At 38.7% G+C, this 19,857-nt stretch carries 17 protein-coding genes and 1 riboswitch; of the genes, 16 read left to right on the top strand and 1 reads right to left on the bottom strand.

The features are described from left to right. Positions 1–23: 23 nt before the first annotated feature. Entirely contained in the window at positions 24–263 is a 240-nt protein-coding gene (gene rpsR / locus V7147_RS12190) for a 30S ribosomal protein S18 (protein WP_335368133.1), read from the top strand. Positions 264–669: 406 nt separating this feature from the next. Here the strand turns inward: rpsR and thiT are convergent, their stop codons facing one another. Beyond that, entirely contained in the window at positions 670–1,239 is a 570-nt protein-coding gene (gene thiT / locus V7147_RS12185) for an energy-coupled thiamine transporter ThiT (RefSeq protein ID WP_335368132.1), read from the bottom strand. A gap of 73 nt (positions 1,240–1,312) precedes the next feature. Further along, a riboswitch (TPP riboswitch) is annotated at positions 1,313–1,414 on the bottom strand. Positions 1,415–1,578: 164 nt separating this feature from the next. On the opposite strand from thiT, the gene V7147_RS12180 reads away from it, so the two are divergent. The 15 genes from V7147_RS12180 to V7147_RS12110 all read left to right on the top strand — a co-directional run bounded on the left by V7147_RS12180 (position 1,579) and on the right by V7147_RS12110 (position 19,641). Beyond that, a complete protein-coding gene (locus tag V7147_RS12180; protein ID WP_335368131.1) occupies positions 1,579–2,508 on the top strand; it encodes a YybS family protein in 930 nt (309 codons plus the stop codon). A gap of 27 nt (positions 2,509–2,535) precedes the next feature. Next, positions 2,536–4,509: a DHH family phosphoesterase gene (locus tag V7147_RS12175; RefSeq protein WP_335368130.1), complete on the top strand. Its 1,974-nt coding sequence runs from the start codon at positions 2,536–2,538 to the stop codon at positions 4,507–4,509. Further along, positions 4,506–4,952: a 50S ribosomal protein L9 gene (gene rplI / locus V7147_RS12170; RefSeq protein ID WP_335368129.1), complete on the top strand. Its 447-nt coding sequence runs from the start codon at positions 4,506–4,508 to the stop codon at positions 4,950–4,952. The genes V7147_RS12175 and rplI overlap by 4 nt, the downstream gene beginning before the upstream one ends. 233 nt (positions 4,953–5,185) lie before the next feature. Beyond that, on the top strand, positions 5,186–6,550 hold the full coding sequence (gene dnaB, locus V7147_RS12165; RefSeq protein WP_335368128.1) for a replicative DNA helicase: 1,365 nt from the start codon (positions 5,186–5,188) through the stop codon (positions 6,548–6,550). 573 nt (positions 6,551–7,123) lie between these two features. After that, positions 7,124–8,557: a M23 family metallopeptidase gene (locus V7147_RS12160; protein WP_335368127.1), complete on the top strand. Its 1,434-nt coding sequence runs from the start codon at positions 7,124–7,126 to the stop codon at positions 8,555–8,557. 234 nt (positions 8,558–8,791) lie between these two features. Next, positions 8,792–9,499 (top strand): response regulator YycF, encoded by a 708-nt coding sequence (gene yycF, locus V7147_RS12155; protein WP_335368126.1) that lies wholly within the window; start codon positions 8,792–8,794, stop codon positions 9,497–9,499. 8 nt (positions 9,500–9,507) lie between these two features. After that, entirely contained in the window at positions 9,508–11,343 is a 1,836-nt protein-coding gene (walK, locus tag V7147_RS12150; protein WP_335368125.1) for a cell wall metabolism sensor histidine kinase WalK, read from the top strand. Next, positions 11,333–12,658 (top strand): YycH family regulatory protein, encoded by a 1,326-nt coding sequence (locus V7147_RS12145; protein ID WP_335368124.1) that lies wholly within the window; start codon positions 11,333–11,335, stop codon positions 12,656–12,658. The genes walK and V7147_RS12145 overlap by 11 nt, the downstream gene beginning before the upstream one ends. After that, on the top strand, positions 12,645–13,421 hold the full coding sequence (locus V7147_RS12140; protein ID WP_335368123.1) for a two-component system regulatory protein YycI: 777 nt from the start codon (positions 12,645–12,647) through the stop codon (positions 13,419–13,421). Before V7147_RS12145 ends, V7147_RS12140 begins: the two co-directional genes overlap by 14 nt. 6 nt (positions 13,422–13,427) lie before the next feature. Then, complete coding sequence (locus V7147_RS12135) at positions 13,428–14,222, top strand: MBL fold metallo-hydrolase (protein ID WP_335368122.1); 795 nt, start codon at positions 13,428–13,430, stop codon at positions 14,220–14,222. 108 nt (positions 14,223–14,330) lie between these two features. Beyond that, positions 14,331–15,413, top strand: coding sequence for a sensor histidine kinase (locus tag V7147_RS12130; protein ID WP_335368121.1), 1,083 nt, complete (start codon positions 14,331–14,333; stop codon positions 15,411–15,413). A gap of 15 nt (positions 15,414–15,428) precedes the next feature. Continuing rightward, the gene (locus V7147_RS12125; protein WP_335368120.1) at positions 15,429–16,058 is read left to right on the top strand and encodes a response regulator transcription factor; all 630 of its coding nucleotides are present in this window, start codon (positions 15,429–15,431) and stop codon (positions 16,056–16,058) included. A 270-nt stretch (positions 16,059–16,328) separates the two neighbouring features. Then, complete coding sequence (locus tag V7147_RS12120) at positions 16,329–17,261, top strand: ABC transporter ATP-binding protein (RefSeq protein ID WP_335368119.1); 933 nt, start codon at positions 16,329–16,331, stop codon at positions 17,259–17,261. Positions 17,262–17,272: 11 nt separating this feature from the next. Continuing rightward, a complete protein-coding gene (locus V7147_RS12115; protein ID WP_335368118.1) occupies positions 17,273–18,532 on the top strand; it encodes an ABC transporter permease in 1,260 nt (419 codons plus the stop codon). Next, positions 18,529–19,641, top strand: a complete 1,113-nt coding sequence (locus tag V7147_RS12110; RefSeq protein WP_335368117.1) for an ABC transporter permease — start codon at positions 18,529–18,531, stop codon at positions 19,639–19,641. Before V7147_RS12115 ends, V7147_RS12110 begins: the two co-directional genes overlap by 4 nt. Positions 19,642–19,857 lie beyond the last annotated feature (216 nt).

Raw genomic sequence — 19,857 nt, 5'->3', positions numbered from 1 at the left:
AATTGAAAAGGAGGAGAAAATAAATGGCAGGCGGACGTAAAGGTGGACGTGCAAAGCGTCGTAAAGTGTGTTACTTCACAGCTAATGGAATCACACACATCGATTACAAAGAAGTAGATTTACTTAAAAAATTCGTTTCTGAGCGTGGTAAAATCTTACCTCGTCGTGTAACTGGTACAAGTGCGAAATACCAACGTAAATTAACAATTGCTATTAAACGTGCTCGTCAAATGGCATTACTACCATATGTATCTGGTGAGTAATAATTTAAATTTAAGGCACCCAATCATAATGATTTGGGTGCCTTATTTGTTTTAATATTATTTCAATAACACGATATTTAGATAAGCCCCCAGACTGATAAATAGACGTAAAAATTCCGCTTAATTAGTAATTTATATTAAATAAAGCTTAAATAGACAGAGAGTTTCCGCCTATTGGCTCGAAAACCGTAAGAATGGGGGATTTTTCTTTGCATTGTCGGAATATCTCCGCTCATATCCCCTGAAACGAGCTCCATTCTGCATTTAATCGGAAAACCTACGCTTATTTTACTTTTTGTTGGTTACTCATTAAGGACAAGACATCATAATTTCAAACGGAGTTCGTCTATTTGATTATCGTAAAAGGAAACATATAAAAAAGCCTCTAAAAGAGGCAAATATATAATTACATAGTTTCCTTTTGAATGAAAAAGCGTGGTGAAGCTACGATAAGTAAAATCAAAACTATGGAGCATGCAATAAAGGATCCTAGCATTGCAATACTGTTAAACGTAAAGGAGTAAAACACTGGGTCCATTCCTTTTGGTGCATACATGCCCCAATAGATGAATCCGGCAAGAAAGTGCCAGAAGTAACGCGCTACACTTCCTATGAATATTGCAATGACAATAATACCTATAGCTAATCCCTTTTTATTATTGATTAAAGTCCTTTGAACTGGGTTTTTTAATAAGCCAGCAAAACCTATAAAAGGAAATGCAATAACAAATTCAATAAAACCTTGTAACGGATGAATAATTTGAGGGTCAAATACAAGCTGTAATAACCCCCATATTAATCCTGACAGAAATCCTGTTTTGAATCCCCATCTTAATGCGATAATAAATATGGGAACCATTGCAAAAGAAATTGATATAGTAGCGATTTTAATGGATGGTACAAAAATGTCCAATGCAAGCGCCAATACAGCAAAAATAGCTGCTTCAATCATTGCCTGTAATCTTGTATTTCTCATAAAAAAATCCCCCTTAAAGTATGTTGTAAAATAACGTACCCCAAGGAGAACAACTTTAATAAAAGTATTGGTTCTCAAAATAACTCCACATCCCTACGCTAGTGTTAACTAACAGGTTCGAAGGGTCTGAACTTAAATGTTCACTCTCAGCAAATTTGCTCCCCTTGTGGTTACGTTTCCTTATATAACTACTATCATAATGGAAAATAGGGAAAAGTAAAACAAAAAGTTTCGCTTTCTAGTTTTCATAGTCCTGAAAGGTTGAAGACTTTATCGTAAAACTTTAAAATAGAAAGTGATTGTAAAAAAGGTGTGTGTTATTTAATTTGAGGTGAAAAGGTGAAAAATGCAAAAATATTAACAGAAGGCGGTATGCTTTTAGCAATATATAGTGTACTGTTACTTGTTGCTTTATATGTTCCACTACTTGGAATCGTGCTTTTATTTTTTTTGCCCGTTCCATTTATCCTGTTTACAGTGAGGTATAGGGTAAAGCCATCATTACTATTTATTCTCATTGCTTTTTTATTATCGGGGTTATTCGGTTCTGTCATTGGGATATTACATACGCTAATGTTTGGAATAACAGGTATCTTATTAGGTGAATTGATTAACAGGGGAAGAAGTGGAATTGAACTATTTTTAGGATCCTGTTTATCCTATTTGTTCTCAATCGTTTTGCTTTATGTAACAGCGATTGTGGTCCTGCAAATTGATGTCATTGACATGATCCGAGAAAGCTCGCGGGAATCTTTTGCAATGGCTGAGAGTATAATGAGGGCAACAGGGGGAGATGTAAATACAGAGGCTATTAAGCAACTGGAAGATTCCATTGACATGATGCAATACATGATCCCAAGTATGTTTGTATTGATTGCTATGTTTTTAGCCTTTGTTACGGTTGTGGCAATGAAACCAGTGCTTGTACGACTTCAAGTGAAAATGAATCCGTTCCCGCCTTTTCGTGAGATCACCTTTCCTAAGAGTATCTTATGGTATTATTTACTGATTTTACTTTTTAGCTTTGTTGAACTGGATAAGGGTACGTTTGGGTATACGGCCTTTTTAAATTTATTTTTTGTTTTGCAGATGCTCATGGTCATTCAAGGATTATCATTTATTTATTACTTCTGCCATCAAAAAAGAATTCCAAAGGCAGTGCCAATTGTGCTGACAATTCTAACACCATTTCTCCTTTATATTATTCGAATCTTAGGTATAATTGACTTAGGATTCCAACTGCGACAACGAATAAGAGAAAAGAAGTAAAACAAAGCTTTAGGAGCTGAAAATTACATGCCAGACTTTTACAAAAGGAAGTTATTTCGCTATCCCTTATATGCATTGCTTGTGATTACAAGTATTTTTAGTGCAATTCTTATTTATTTTCAATGGGTAATTGGGTTAGCATGTTTTCTGCTCCTTGGATTCATTGTGTATTTTTTATACAAAGCAAACTCACATCTAAAAAAGGAAATGGAGCATTATATCTCAACCCTTTCGTATCGCTTAAAAAAGGTTGGCGAAGAGGCATTAATGGAAATGCCAATTGGGATTTTGCTTTATAATGAGGAGTTTCAGGTCGAGTGGGCGAATGCCTATTTATCTAACTGTTTGGATGCAGATTCATTAGTAGGAAGATCCCTTTACGAGGTCGAGGAACTGATTGTTCCCTTAATACAACAAGAGATCGAAAGTGATACGATAACGTTAAATGAGCAGAAATTCAAAGTCATAATAAAGAGAGAAGAACGCTTGCTTTATTTCTTTGATGTAACGGAACAAATGGAAATTGTGCAATTGTATGAAGCGGAGCGAACCGTTTTAGGAATTATCTTTTTAGATAATTATGATGAAGTAACACAGGGAATGGATGATCAACGAAAAAGTTCGTTAAATAGCCAGGTTACATCTATCCTTAATGAATGGGCAAATGAACATGGCGTATTTTTAAAAAGAACATCGTCAGAACGTTTTATTGCTGTGTTAAACGAAGAGATCTTATCAAATCTTGAAAAAACAAAGTTTACCATTTTGGATGATGTGAGGGAAACAACAGCGAAGGAGAGTGTAGCATTAACCCTAAGTATTGGGATTGGAATTGGAGTTCCAACCCTACCGGAGTTAGGGGCTGCCGCACAATCAAGTTTGGACCTAGCATTGGGACGTGGTGGAGATCAAGTTGCGATAAAACTTCCGAATGGAAAGGTTAAGTTTTATGGTGGCAAAACGAATCCAATGGAAAAACGGACTAGGGTCCGCGCACGCGTGATTTCACATGCCTTAAAGGAAATTGTCTCAGACAGTGATAAAGTCATCATAATGGGCCATAAATACCCTGATATGGATGCAGTAGGGGCTGCTATTGGAATTTTAAAGGTGGCACAAATGAACCACAAAGATGGATACATTGTCTTAAATCCGAATGAAATCGATTCAGGCGTAGGGCGACTACTTGAGGAAGTGAAGGAAAATACGGAGCTTTGGTCGTATTTTATTACACCGGAACAAGCGCTTGAAATTGCTACAAATGACACGCTACTCGTTGTTGTTGACACACATAAGCCATCGCTCGTTATTGAGGAAAAACTTGTATCAAAAATTGATAAAGTGGTGGTCATTGACCATCACCGTCGAGGCGAGGAATTTATTCAATCACCATTACTCGTCTATATGGAGCCGTATGCGTCATCAACAGCAGAGTTGGTTACAGAGCTACTTGAGTATCAGCCAAAGCGGAAGAAAATTGATATGCTTGAAGCAACCGCATTACTTGCGGGGATTATTGTAGATACAAAGAGCTTTACACTTCGGACAGGATCAAGAACATTTGATGCAGCATCCTATCTACGTGCTCAAGGTGCGGACACCGTTCTTGTTCAGAAGTTCCTAAAGGAAAACATGGATCATTTTAAAAAGCGCTCAAGACTTATTGAGTCAGCGTTTATATATAAAAATGGAATTGCGATTGCAAAAGGAAATGAAAATGAGACTTACGACCAAGTGATGATTGCTCAAGCAGCAGATACATTGCTAACAATGAACGATGTAGTCGCGTCATTTGTGATTTCGATGAGGCACGACTCACGAGTTGGGATCAGTGCTCGTTCATTAGGAGAGATCAATGTACAGTTGATTATGGAAGGCCTAGGTGGCGGTGGCCATTTGACAAATGCGGCTACACAGTTAGATGATACAACGATAGAAGAAGCAGAAGAACAACTACTTTTAGTCATAGATGAGTATTTAGAGGGAGGTACCAAGGAATGAAGGTTATTTTCTTAAAAGATGTAAAAGGTAAAGGAAAAAAGGGAGAAGTGAAGAACGTATCTGATGGGTATGCACACAATTTCCTACTCAAGCAAAACCTCGCTATTGAAGCGACACCAGCAAACATGAAAACATTAGAAGCAAAGAAAAATAAGGAATCAAAAGAAGCGGCAGAAGAATTAGCGCAGTCAAAGCAATTGAAAGAAAAGCTTGAGACTCTAACTGTTGAATTGCAAGCAAAAGCGGGTGAGGGCGGACGTTTATTCGGTTCCGTAACAAGTAAGCAAATTGCCGATGAGCTTACGAAAAAGCATGGAATCAAAATCGATAAGCGTAAATTTGACCTTCCTGATGGAATTAGAGCGTTAGGCTATACAAATGTACCTGTCAAATTACATCAAGAAGTATCAGCAACTGTGAAGGTACAAGTCAAAGAACAGTAATTTCCATTGAAATGGAATAGAGGAAACAGATAAAATAAAGAATGTGGTTTTGTTATCATACAAGACCACATTTTTTTCGTATAACAAGCTTTTTCATTCCGAAATAAGTATAATAGATAAATAGACTAAGAAAAGCGCAAGGTGCCTGCTTATCGGCTTAGACCAGAGAGCCGATGGTGCCTGGAGCTAGACAATAAACATAAATTCATATAAATAAAGGGAGTGGAGAATAGTTGAGTGACATTTTTGCTGATCGTATTCCTCCGCAAAACATAGAGGCGGAGCAAGCCGTTTTAGGTGCAATTTTTCTAGAACCGAGCTCGCTAACTCTTGCTTCAGAATTATTGATTCCAGAAGACTTTTATCGGACAGCCCACCAGAAGATCTTTGACGCGATGCTAAGTCTCTCAGATAAAGGTGAACCGGTTGACCTTGTTACGGTTACTTCGGAGTTAGCGGATGCGAAAATTTTAGATGAAATTGGTGGAGTTTCCTACTTAAGTGATTTGGCAGGATCCGTACCAACAGCCTCCAATATAGAATACTACGCAAGAATCATTGAAGAAAAGTCCATTTTACGCCGACTCATTCGTACTGCAACAACGATCGCAACCGATGGTTATTCACGCGAAGATGAAGTGGATGCACTTTTAGGTGAGGCTGAAAAGAATATTATGGAAGTAGCGAACCGTAAAAATGCGGGTGCTTTCCAAAATATTAAAGATGTACTTGTCCAAACCTATGATAATATTGAAACACTTAATAATCGTGTAGGCGATATTACAGGAATCCCAACAGGGTTTTCTGAACTGGACAAAATGACAGCAGGGTTTCAACGAAATGATTTAATCATCGTGGCAGCCCGTCCATCTGTTGGTAAGACAGCCTTTGCCCTTAATATTGCACAAAACGTGGCAACAAAGACAGATGAGAATGTTGCGATATTTAGCCTTGAGATGGGTGCTGAGCAGCTCGTAATGAGGATGCTTTGTGCAGAAGGAAACATCAACGCTCAAAACCTACGTACAGGGTCATTAACAGCTGAGGATTGGGGAAAGCTCACGATGGCAATGGGGAGCTTATCAAACTCAGGAATATATATTGATGATACTCCAGGTATTCGAGTGAATGAGATTCGTTCAAAATGCCGTAGACTTAAGCAGGAAAGTGGATTAGGGATGATTCTGATTGATTACCTTCAGTTAATCCAAGGAAGCGGTAGAAGTGGCGAAAACCGACAACAAGAGGTTTCTGAAATCTCACGTTCCTTAAAAGCTTTAGCTCGTGAATTAAAGGTTCCGGTTATTGCCTTATCACAGCTTTCCCGTGGAGTTGAACAAAGACAGGACAAGCGTCCGATGATGTCAGATATTCGTGAATCAGGAAGTATCGAGCAGGATGCGGATATTGTAGCCTTCTTATACCGTGACGATTATTATGACAAAGAATCAGAGAATAAGAACATCATTGAGATCATTATTGCTAAGCAACGTAACGGTCCAGTTGGAACAGTATCACTGGCATTCGTAAAGGAATACAATAAATTCGTCAATCTCGAACGAAGGTTTGATGATACAGATATGCCACCAGGTGCATAATGCGAAAAAAGCGCAAGGCGCCCAGTATGAGGAACATCGACTAACTACCGCTACGTCCTGTGGCAAACGTCGATGTCAGCACTTCCTGTACAAGTCAAGCATAAGACGAGCGCTGACAGAAGGTGCAGTTTACCTTCCGAAGCGATTGGCTTATAGCCTCGAGCCGATGGCGCCTGGAACTAGACTAAAAAGACGTGTCACTTATGTGATGCGTCTTTTTTCGTCTTATGCCATTTCAGCTACGCCATTTTTTACAAATGTGCCTTTCGATGTGGAAAATCGACAGAAGTCCTTAAATAATGCATGGTTTTATAAGAGGAAAGAACTAAGTCGATGTCAAAATCCAACAATTTTAGTGTAAAAATATGACAGTAATACTACATTTGTATTACATATTGGAAACTAGTATACTTTTTTTCAAATTCTATGGTAAATTAGTAAAGTGTAAAATAGAGAGATTTGTCGAACTATCGAATACGTCTTGGCGTATTTTGTAAGACAACGCTTTTCAACTCACAGGGTGAGAGGAACGAGTATTTCGGACAAGCAACCTTTGTTTAGGGAGGAAAGACCGTGTCAAACCAAAATAAAAAAGAAAAAGCACCAAGAACATACATGACGTTATTTAAACGAGTTGCCATTACATCTGTCGCACTTTCTACACTCGTATTTGGAACAGTATCAGCCGATACAAAGATCCAAACCGTGTATCACGTATACATAGATGGCAAAAGAGTTGGAACAGTAGATAACAAAAATGTCGTTGAAAAAGCAATTGATCAGAAGGTCAATTCTTTAAAGGATCAGTATCAAGGATTATCCTTGGTTGCAGATAATGTATCCGTTATTGAAGAACAAGCTTTTCTTCCGACATTTAATAATACAACAGCTGCAAAGAAGCTAGAGATCGAACTTGAAATTGCAGCAGAAGCAAAGGCTATTATAATTGACGGAGAGCCAGTTGCATACCTTAAGAATGAGGAAGATGCAAATGAAGCTCTTAAACAACTAAAATTACAATATGTAAACGAAGAAGAGTTGCAGGAGCTTGAGGCTAGATCAAACTCTGAAGAACCTTTACCAGCATTAGCTGAAGGACAATCTCGTTTATTAGACGTTTCATTTGTAGAAAAAGTTTCAACTTCTGATGAAAAAATTTCACCAGAACAAGTTCATAGCCCAGTTGATACTGTTACATTGCTTCAAAAGGGGACTTTAGAAGAGAAAAAGTATCAGGTCAAAGAAGGGGATGTTCTAGGTTCGATTGCAGTAGCCCATGAATTAGCGACAGCTGATTTATTAGCGTTAAACCCAGGGATGACAGCAGATGCTCTGCTTCAAATTGGACAAGAGTTAAATGTAACAGCATATAAACCATTTTTAACAGTTGCTGTTAAAAAAGAGCAGAACCAAAAAGAAACAATTAAGTTTGAAACGAAGATTAATGATAATCCAAATATGTTTAAAGGTGACAGAAAAGTAACCCAAGAAGGTCAAGATGGTGAAAAGACTGTTCACTATGAATATAAAACGATCAATGGCGTGACAACCGAAACGAATAAGCTTGATGAAGTTATCATCAAAGAACCAGTGTCAGAGATTATCGAAAAAGGAACAAAGGTTGTTCCTTCTAGAGGATCTGGTCAGCTTGCATGGCCAACAGTTGGCGGTTATATTTCTAGTCATGTTGGATATAGATGGGGAAGTCTCCATAAAGGTATTGATATTGCAAGACCTAGCAATTATGCGATTAAGGCAGCTGATAACGGAACAGTTGTTGAAGCTGGATATGATGGAGGTTTTGGCAATAAAATTGTGATTAACCATAACAATGGAATGAAAACAGTTTATGCTCATATGTCTTCCATCAATGTAAGTGTTGGACAAACCGTGTCAAAAGGTCAACAAATTGGTGTAATGGGGTCAACTGGTAACTCTACAGGAACTCACTTACATTTTGAAGTATATATAAATGGGGCCTTAAAAAACCCATTAGATTATCTATAAATAATTAGATTCAAAACCTTCAGCATGATGCTGAAGGTTTTTTCATAAGTATAAAGAATGATGAAGGATGGACGGAAGGCCTATATCACTGTTTTTTTTAACACATTTAATGATATACCTCCCTTTTTCTGCTAAAGTTAGAGATAAAGGAGCAAAATAATAAGGACAATTCGAACTATATATATGGAGACTTCTTAAAAGTGCGTTTATTTCAAAGTGAAGGAGAAAATGCAAATGGAAAAAGTAATTCTTGTAGTTGATGATGAGAAACCAATTGCGGATATATTACAGTTTAATCTTGAAAAAGAAGGATATAAGGTGATTTGTGCCTATGATGGCAAAGAAGCATTAGAAAAAGTAGAAGAAGTGGACCCTGATCTTATTCTTCTTGATATCATGCTACCTCATAAAGACGGTATGGAGGTATGTCGTGAGATACGAAAGAAACATGATATGCCAATTGTCATGTTAACGGCAAAGGATTCTGAAATTGATAAAGTATTAGGACTCGAGCTTGGCGCAGATGATTATGTAACAAAGCCATTTAGTACAAGAGAACTGCTTGCTCGTGTAAAAGCAAATCTACGAAGACACCAACAAATCTCGGAGGCCGTTAGCCAGGATACATCAAGTGAAATCACGGTAGGTTCGCTTGTCATCCATCCGGATGCATATGTCGTAAGTAAACGTGGTGAAACGATTGAATTAACCCATCGTGAATTTGAACTCTTGCATTATTTAGCCAAGCACCTTGGCCAGGTTATGACAAGAGAGCATTTATTACAAACCGTATGGGGCTATGACTATTTCGGGGATGTCCGAACAGTAGACGTAACCGTTCGTCGTTTACGGGAAAAAATTGAAGACAGCCCAAGTCATCCAACGTGGATTGTAACAAGACGTGGAGTGGGCTATTATTTACGAAACCCTGATCAGGAGTAAATCCAAAAATGAAAAGACTAGCTTTTTTCCAGTCCATTCACTTTAAATTTGCACTCATTTATTTGCTTCTCATTTTAATTGCGATGCAAATTATCGGTGTATATTTTATTGGGAAATTGGAGCTGCGATTAGTAGAAAACTTTAAAGTATCGTTAAATGAACGCGTCAATATGCTATCGTTTAGCATGGAGCAGGAAATGATGAAGGAGAGGGAGGATCCCTCAACTTTAGAAAAGGACATCCGGAACATTTTACAAGACTATGAGTCAGAGGATATTCAGGAAATCCAGGTAATTAATAATAAAAGCCGTGTGATCGGAAGTTCAGATCCGTACAACCAAGGTATTGTTGGACGAAAAGCCAATTATGATTTGGTCAAACGTACGTTATTACTTGGTGACAATCCGGATGGCGTACGTTTAGATGAAAAGTCCGTTGATCGTGTATATATTTCCTCAACCCCGATTCGTTCAAATGGAGACATCATTGGTGCTATTTATTTAATCGGCAGGATGGAAAATGTCTATGATGACATTAAAGAAATCAACGATATTTTTGTAACAGGGACAGGGATTGCGATGGCAATTACTGCGATACTAGGAATCTTTGTTGCACAAACCATTACTAGACCGATTTCTGCGATGAGGAAGCATGTTGTGGAATTGGGAAGAGGAAATTATTCGAAGAAGGTAAAAGTATTTGGCCGTGACGAGATTGGTCAACTAGCGATGACCTTTAATAATTTATCCAATAAAATTCAGGATGCGCAGGCAACGACAGAAGGTGAAAGACGGAAGCTTTCCTCTGTATTGGCACATATGACAGATGGGGTCATTGCTACAGACAAAAAAGGCCGAATTATTTTGATTAATACGCCCGCAGTCAACATGCTGGATGTTTCACGTGAAACAGTTCTAAATCAATCCATTGTATCCATCTTGGGATTAGATGAACAATATACGTTTGAGCAGCTTGTTCATGATATTGATACGGAAATACTTGATTTTAGTACCCATAAAAAGCAATACATTATTAAGGTTAGCTTTTCGGTTATTAAGAAGGAGTCAGGCTTTATTAATGGGTTAATTGCCGTTTTATATGATGTCACTGAGCAAGAAAAGATTGAAAGTGAACGAAGAGAGTTCGTTGCGAATGTATCACATGAATTAAGAACACCATTAACGACAATGCGGAGTTATCTTGAAGCATTAGCAGATGGTGCATGGAAAGACGAAAAAATTGCGCCTCAATTTTTAAATGTCACACAAACAGAGACTGAGCGAATGATTCGACTCGTGAATGATTTGCTAAAGCTATCAAAACTTGATAGCAAGGACTACCAATTAACAAAGGACTTAATCAACTTTATTAAATACTTCCATAGAATTATTGACCGTTTTGAAATGACGAAAGAGCAGCATGTATCCTTCGTACGTAATTTACCGGAGAAGCCAATTTATCTTGAAATGGATCCGGACAAGATTACACAGGTGCTTGATAATATCATTTCAAATGCTTTGAAATACTCACCAGAGGGAGGTACGGTTATCTTCCAAGTGGTTGAGGCAAATAATCAAATTGTGATTAGTGTAAGTGACCAGGGTGTTGGGATTCCTAAAGATAATATTAATCGTATTTTTGACCGTTTTTATCGCGTAGATAAAGCACGTACCCGTAAATTAGGAGGAACAGGGTTAGGACTCGCCATTGCCAAAGAAATGGTTGCTGCTCATGGAGGTAGAATTTGGGCTGAAAGTGAAGAAGGGGTTGGAACAACTGTTTTCTTTACTCTACCAACTGATGAAAATCAAGAAGGGCTAGAGGATGATTGGGATGAAGTATGAATCAATTAAAACGACCATATTAATCGTCTTGGTGCTTTCAAGCATCGTTCTGACGTGGACTTTGTGGACCTATCAGCCCGAATACAAAAAACTGGCAACAGATGATTTAATGGATGAAGTAAACGAAAATTTTACAAAGGAAACGTCTCAAATCATTAAACCAAGTAAAATTCTCTATCATATTGAGGGTCAACATTTTGGAACCTTTAATGAGACAGAGTTAAATCGAGTTATGAAAGAGATCAGCCCATGGGAGGTTCACGAGGTTCAAAACATTACACATACAGTCCAAGAAAATGGGGTAGCGAACTTTTTGAGTCGAAATGGACATGTTGAAATATTCTTCCCTGACCCATTTCCTTTGCAGCTTTATAAATCGTTTATCAACATTAATGATAAAGAACACTCTTTGATTTCATTTGATCGAATTGTAATAGATGTGAATTCAGAGGATCGTGGGGAAGGAATTGTGTACTTTGTGTCAACAGGAGATAACTTGGTGTATGAAGGCCGGATTGAGAGCAGGTTTACGAGGGATTTTAAAGGAACCTTCTATACAACGGCGACAAGATATCCCGAACAGATCGAATATGAACTTTCCGACACGAACTCTGTCTTTTTACCAAAAGATGAAACGTTTGTAAATCGTCTTGACTATTTTATCGATACGATAAATATAAATACCTTTATTGATGGTTTATTTACAGATCCAAACCTTGTAAAAAGAGATATGCTCACAACAGGTGAGGTTTATACGGATGGTACAAAACTTCTCAGAGTCTATAACAATAAGAAGTATATTGAATTCTTTAATCCAACGAGAATGAGCGGGAATCAGACAGACACGACAGATTTAATTCAGACAAGCATCGATTTTGTTAATGAACATGTTGGCTGGACAGACGACTATCGCTTTTTTAGCTGGAATAAAGAGAGCCAAACGACTGTGTTTAAATTATATGTCAAAAACATTCCGGTCTTTAGTAGCAGGGGACTAACGGATATCACACAGCATTGGGAAAATAATGAGATTGTGAAATATAAACATCCCTTAATCCACCTACAAATTGGTATGCCTCTAGATGATACGAAGCTTCACAAGGGTGAAAAAGTAATGGAGACAATTACCACTTTGCCGAATTTTAATCCTGAACTGCTTGATAGTGTGACGGTTGCATATGAGATGATGGAGAATGAAGATAATCCCCAGTTTTTTTCACTTCAACCGGTTTGGTCATACAGGTATAATGGAAGTTGGTCAAAGGTTGATATAAAGGATGAGGAAATAAGGGGGCATGAAGATGGATTGGAGTAAAACTCAGTCTTTATTTATTATTGTCTTCCTGATTCTCAACATCTTTTTAGGATATCAGCTTGCTCAGAAAAGGGATAGCAGCCAAATAGATGCCCTTGCGGAAATGACTAATGATGAAGAGCTAGCGAATGAGGATATTACGTACGAGGCCTTACCGAAGGAACCGAAGGAATTAAGCTATATCAGTGGAAAGGTTCAGACTTTTACAGAGGACGATGTAAAAAGTCTTAAAAACCAAGTGGTTAATATTGAAACCGCTGGTGTGTTAAAGGGTGAATTTAAGGAACCTATTAAAATATCGTTAACCGACCACATGAAAATTCAGCAATTTGTGAAGGAACATTTGCTTGCTGGTGAGAAATATACGGTTTGGAGTGTAGACGAAGAGGCAGGTACTATCGTTTTAGTCCAACAACATAATAATTACAAGGTGTTTGGCCAGTCTCTCAATATTAGTGGGGTCATATATTTATATGTGAATGACGACCATGAAGCTATAGCGTATGAGCAAACAGTAATCCCGGAGTTTCAAGAGTATGAGCTGGAGGAGTTAATCCCACCACTCAAGACTTTAGCAAACCTTTTAAATAATCACCATTTAAAATCAGGCAGTCATGTGTCTAAAGTGGAAATTGGGTATTACCCACTGCTTCCATATTCAGAATCACAACTATTGGCACCGACTTGGCATGTTGTCATTGATGATGAGATAGAAATTTATGTGAATGCCATTGAAGGACAAATTATTAAAAAGACGGAGTGAAGGACTATGGGGTTGCATTTTAGTGTGCTTGCAAGCGGGAGCACGGGAAATGCGTTCTATGTTGGGACAGACAAGCATTCCTTGCTTGTAGATGCCGGATTAAGTGGTAAACAACTAGAACTTTTATTTAAGGAAATTAACAAAGAGATTAAGCATCTTTCAGGGATCCTTGTGACACATGAGCATAGTGACCATATTAAGGGGCTTGGGGTACTTGCTAGAAAGTACAAGCTTCCCATCTATGCTAATGAAAAGACATGGAAGGCAATGGAGCACAATATTGGAGAAATCCCAACAGAGCAGAAGTTCATTTTTCAAATGGGGACGGTAAAGACATTTGGAAATATGGATGTAGAATCGTTCGGCGTCTCACATGATGCGGCTGAACCGATGTTTTATTCATTTCATCATGATGGGAAAAAGGTTGTTTTAATTACGGATACAGGTTATGTGAGTGACCGTATGAAGGGTACGATTGAAAATGCGGATGCGTATGTTTTCGAAAGCAACCATGATGTCTCGATGCTTCAAATGGGTCATTATCCATGGAGCATTAAGCGACGTATTTTAAGTGACGTCGGGCATGTTTCGAATGAGGATGCTGCACTTGCGATGTCAGATGTTATCGGAGACCGCACGAAACGAATCTATTTGGCCCATTTAAGTAAGGACAATAATTTAAAAGAATTAGCACGTATGTCAGTTAAGCAAACCCTGGAAAGCAAAGGGTATGTTGTTGGAGAACAATTTGATTTGTATGATACCGATCCAAAGATTCCAACTAAGCTTGCGTTTGTGTAAGGAAGAGCTCATTTGATTTTTATCAGATGGGCTTTTTAGTTTTGGAATAACACTTGCCGTATCCATAAATTTCTAGTAATTTGAAATTAGGATGAAAGTGGGGATGGTATGAAAGCTTTTGTTTTACAAACAGCAGGTTTAATGGTGCTCTGGGGGTTATTTTTTATCTTCGAAAAGTCGACACCAACCGCGTATTCAATCATCATTTGTGCGGCAGTCATGACCCTTTATTTTTTTCTGAAAATCTCTCCTAAACCTATTTATTCATATGGAGGGATAACCGGATTGCTTCTGGTGCTTGGGATTATTGAAGAAGGGAACCCATTTACACTCATATTACTGATGTTTGTAGCGTTTTTGGCAGCAAACCAGCTAGGAAGTAGACGATTTAAAGAGCTTGTGGTTATAACGCTAGCGAGTTTAATTGGATTATTTTTGATGACGGAAATGGAATTATCCGAGTACGTTTATATTCTCTTATTCTATCTTCTTGCCATTCAGGTTAATGGGCTCTGGACAAAGCGGGAGGAACAGAGAAATCTTTATGAGGAATTACTTGGTGAATATCGAAAGCTTAAAAGGGTGGCACTTGTTTCGGAGGAGGAAGCACGCTATCAGGAGAGGACGAAGATTGCAAGGGATATTCATGATTCGGTAGGACATAAGCTCACAGCACTATTAATGCAAATAGAAATTCTTTCTATCAAGCAAGGTCCAGAACATTATAATGAGTTAAAGGAATTGGCGAAAGAGAGCCTAGAAGAAACCCGTTTCGCAGTACGAACTTTAAAGGACAGGGAGCATGAAGGAATTGCTACGATTTTACAGCTGATTAAAAAGCTTGAGGCAGAAAGTCATATCATGGTTCAGTTTACAACAAAGCAAGGAATCCTCTCAGATCGGCTCACAAATGAACAAAGTGTAGTACTCTACCGTGTTATCCAGGAAGGCCTAACAAATGCCATGCGCCATGCCCATTCACGTGAGATACAGGTGGTACTTGGGAAAACGGCGGACAGAAACATGGAGTTTATCATGACAAACCGAATTTACAAGAAGGAACCATTTGAAGAGGGGTTTGGACTTTCGAATATGCGAAAGCGTATTGAGGAATTAGGTGGAACATTAGCAGTCTATCAAACGGATGAACAGTTTGTGATTAAAGGAATGATTCCGTTAGTGAAAATGTAAGGGAGGGGATCTTACATGTGGAATGTGTTGATTGTAGAAGACCAATCAATTGTGAGACAGGGCTTGAAGCTTATGCTGCAACAGGACCAACAAATAAGGGTAGTTGCTGAGGCAGAAAACGGAGAAGAAGCAATCAAAAAAATGGAGGGCCATGTGATTGATATGGTGCTAATGGACATTCGGATGCCGGTTATGAATGGCCTTGAAGCGACAAGAAAGATCAAGGAACGCTGGCCAAATGTGAAGATTTTAATCCTCACAACTTTTAATGATGACGAATATGCAATCCAGGCATTAAAATATGGTGCCAATGCCTTTTTACTAAAAACATCAGATCAACAAACATTGATACAGGCCGTCTATAGCTGCTTTCAAGGGGGACTTCCAATTCATGAAGAGGTTATGGCAAAGGTGATGCCGCGGTTACTACATAAGGTGGAGAAAAAGTTTGAATTGCCTTTGTCTGCTAGAGAGTTGGATATTACAAGATTAGTAGGCGAAGGAAAGACCAATAAAGAAATTGCCGACGAATTATTTTTATCGATCGGGACGGTAAAAAACCATATTACACAGATTTTGCACAAATTAGAGCTTCGGGACCGTACTCAGTTAGCGATTTTTGCCGTAAAAAACGATATTACATAATAGGAATGGGTTATCCAAGAAACGAGGGATAGCCCTTTTTCAATGTCTAGCACTAGGCGCCATGGGCTCTCTGGTCTAAGGCAATTGCTTCTGAAAGCAAAAAGCGCCTTCTGTCAGCGCTCGTCTTATGCTTGTCGCCGATAAGCGGGCGCATAGTGCTTTTATAACAAAAATGACTCAGGTCATGTTTTTACCACAAACAAGTGACGCGAGATAGTGCTGTATGGGGACGCGAAGGTCTATGATAAAACTATAAAGGAGGATGACGGGATGTTAGAGATAATTGATTTATCGAAGAAGTATAAGCAAAAGTTTGCCGCACAAGGAATTAATATGTTTTTGGAAAAAGGAGAGATTGTTGGATTACTAGGTCCGAATGGAGCGGGGAAATCGACGACCATCTCCATGCTTTCCTCATTAGTGATTCCGACTTCCGGGGATGTACGGTTATGGAATGAAAGCACAATTAAACACCCACAGGCTATACGTAAAATTTTAGGAGTGGTTCCTCAGGAAATCGCGTTGTATACGGATTTATCAGCGGAAGAAAATTTACGATTTTTTGGTGAGATATATCGGTTAAAGGGTGCTGAGTTGAGGGAGCGAATTGAAGAGGTATTGGAGCAGATCGGCTTAACCGACCGTAGAAAGGATCTCGTGAAAACTTTTTCAGGTGGTATGAAAAGAAGGTTGAATATCGGGGTGGCATTGCTGCATAATCCAGAAATCATCATTATGGATGAGCCGACGGTGGGGATTGATCCACAATCTCGTAACTATATTTTAGAAACCGTAAAGCGCCTTAACAAGGAACGTGGAATGACCGTTTTATATACGAGCCACTACATGGAGGAAGTGGAGTTCTTATGTGACCGGATTTATATCATGGATAAAGGTCATATTATTGCGTCCGGCACAAAGGAAGAGTTAAAGAATATTTTATCCTCTGAAAATACAATTTCAATCAAGGTAGAGCGGGCAAAAAAGGAATTTATTCAGTTACTTGAAGGAGATTCGACCGTTCGTCAAGTAAAGGGTCAGGACCGTGATGTTACGGTTATTGTTCCGAAGGAGTATAATCTGTTCCAAAAAATCTCTCAATTTGCTGATGAAACGGGAACAACATTAATTTCAGTTGAAGTAAAAGCACCGACACTTGAAGATGTTTTCCTTCATCTGACAGGTAGAGCGTTAAGGGACTAGGGGGTGAGGAAATGATTATTCCATTTATAAAAAAAGATCTATTGGTGTTGTTACGGAATCCTCAGGAACTACTCGTTTTAGTTCTGATGCCACTCGTCCTCATTGCTATTCTTGGATTTGCTTTAGGTGGAGTGATGGCAAGTGGCGCAGAATCCCTTTCAGTTAAGGTCGCTTTTATTGACCATAGTGATGAACAAAAGGATATAGATGCTTTTGTTCAGAAGGTAAAGGCAGAAGGATTACCACAGGAAGCTGAAACAGCGTTAATACAGGGAGCAGATCAGCTTCGTCCCACACGAATATTGCTAGATGAAGTGTTTGGTAGTAAGGAATTAAAAGAAATTGTCGAGCTTAAACAAGTCGAGCCGGAAGAATTGAATGAAATTAAAAATGATGACAGTTATTCCGCTGTTATTGAGATACCTGAGAATTATACATTTGATATTCTTTCATCGGCATTGCTTGATGATCCTTCAATAGCGACTATCAAGCTATATAAAAATGAAGCAAAAGAGATCGCTCCAAAGGTAGTGGAGGATATCTTGGCGAATTTTCAAAGGCAAATGACTTCTATGACTGTCATTGGGAAAGCGGGTATTCAGTTAGAGGAAGTTGGCAGTGCGAAGCTAGGAGAAATCGAAACAGTAACAGAAAGAGAACCAATCAATTCCCTGCAATATTATTCTGTCGGTATGAGCGTCATGTTTATTATGTTTATTGCTTCCCATGTTGGCTCGTTTGCGTATCGTGAAAAGCAATTGCAGGTGTTCAACCGCATTATTTTATCCAATACATCAAGATGGTCCTATTTGGGAGGTATCTTCTTCTCAATCGTGATCATTGCAATGGTTCAGCAATCAATTTTATATGGGGTTACTTCACTTGTATTTGATGTCGTTTGGAAGGATCTTCTCGGATTTTTCCTAGTTAATTTATCATTATGCTTTGCGATAGGCGGAGTCGGAGCATTGTTGACGGCGTTAAATTACCGAATCAATTCAGAAGGTGTATCGAGCTTTTTTGGAAATGTGATCGTCGCTATTTTCGCTTTTTTAGGTGGTAGCTTTACCCCAATTGGTGAAACCTCATCGGTCATCGGGATGTTGGGTAATTTTACACCAAATGGAGCAGGTATGGCTTCATTATTGCAATTACTGCAAGGAGTTGAGCTTTCCGCGATTTCTCACCATATTTATTATTTGCTCGGATTTGGTTTGGTGATGCTGACAGCGGCTGTTCTAAGTTTTCCGAAAAGAGGTGATGCCATATGATTAGTATTTTACAGGCAAAGTTTAGATTATTTTTGCGCAAGCCAATGCTTATGATTGGCATGACCGTGATGAGTATTGTCTTTGCCTTGTTATTAGGCGCGGCAAATTATTCAACGATCAGTGTGCCTATTTATACAGATATTGAAAATATTGAAGAAACAGCACTTTGGAAGGATTTAACGCAGTCTGAGTCCTTTGAATTTACGCCGGTTACCGAAGATGAGGCAAAGAAAATGGTCAGTGAAGGTGATGCAGAGGCGGCTGTGAAGCTTGAGGGGGACTCTTACACAATAGTTGTTGCAACAGTGACATCTAATCTTCATTTATTGGAAAGCTATCTTCAAACCTTTTATAGCGACATGTTGATGGAAGATAAAATTAAAAAGGCAACTGCTACAAGTGCACATATCGATCCAAATCCCATTTTAGAGGAATTAAAAGAAAAGAAAGAGAACCCGTTATTCAAGATTCAGGCTGCTTCTTTCCGTGGTGATGATGCTGTGATCATTGATAATCAGCTCCAGACAATCTTTGGGTTTACCTTATTCTTCGTCATTTACACGATCTCCTATAATGTCCATAATATTTTGGAGGAGAGGACATTGGGAGTTTGGGACCGAATGATTTTATCCCCTTTAAAAAAATGGGAGATGTACGCAGGGAATTTAGTTTATAGCTTCCTCATGGGATACGTTCAAGTTGCCCTTATCTTTTTCGTGTTCCGCTATGCAGTTGGGGTGGACTTTTACGGGGGATTTGGAAAAACATTAATTGTGTTAATTCCATATGTGTTCTCAATTGTTGCCTTAGCACTGTTTCTAGTCAGTGTGGTGAAAAGCACACAGCAATTTAATGCGATTATATCACTCGTGTCAGTCTGTTTGTCGATGCTTGGTGGGGCTTATTGGCCCTTGGAAATTGTCAGCTCAGACTTTCTATTAAAGGTATCGAACTTTGTGCCAATTAAACATGCGATGGAAGGCTTAAAAGCAGCGACGATTTACGGAGCACCCATGAGTGAATTACTATATCCGATTAGTATTCTGACATTAATGGGAGTGGTATTAATCGGAATTGGGATTAATGTAATGGAACGGAAAAACGCATAATCATAGGGAAAAAAGGCAGGGGCAGTTGGCTCCTGCCTTTCGTATGTCCAGAACCGGTCATGATTTCCATAAAATGTGGGTAAAATTGAGGATAGAATGTTTTATCAAATGCGCCTTGGCGTATTTGCGCCCAGATTTTTTCGAGCCTACTCGAAAAATTACCTTTGAAAATCTGTGGCATCCGCCGGAGGCTTTAACTTGATTCAGCCTGGGTTT

Source organism: Bacillus sp. JJ1521 (genome assembly GCF_036965165.1).
Lineage (GTDB): Bacteria > Bacillota > Bacilli > Bacillales > Bacillaceae_L > Ferdinandcohnia.
This window is presented reverse-complemented; position numbering and strand designations above follow the sequence as displayed.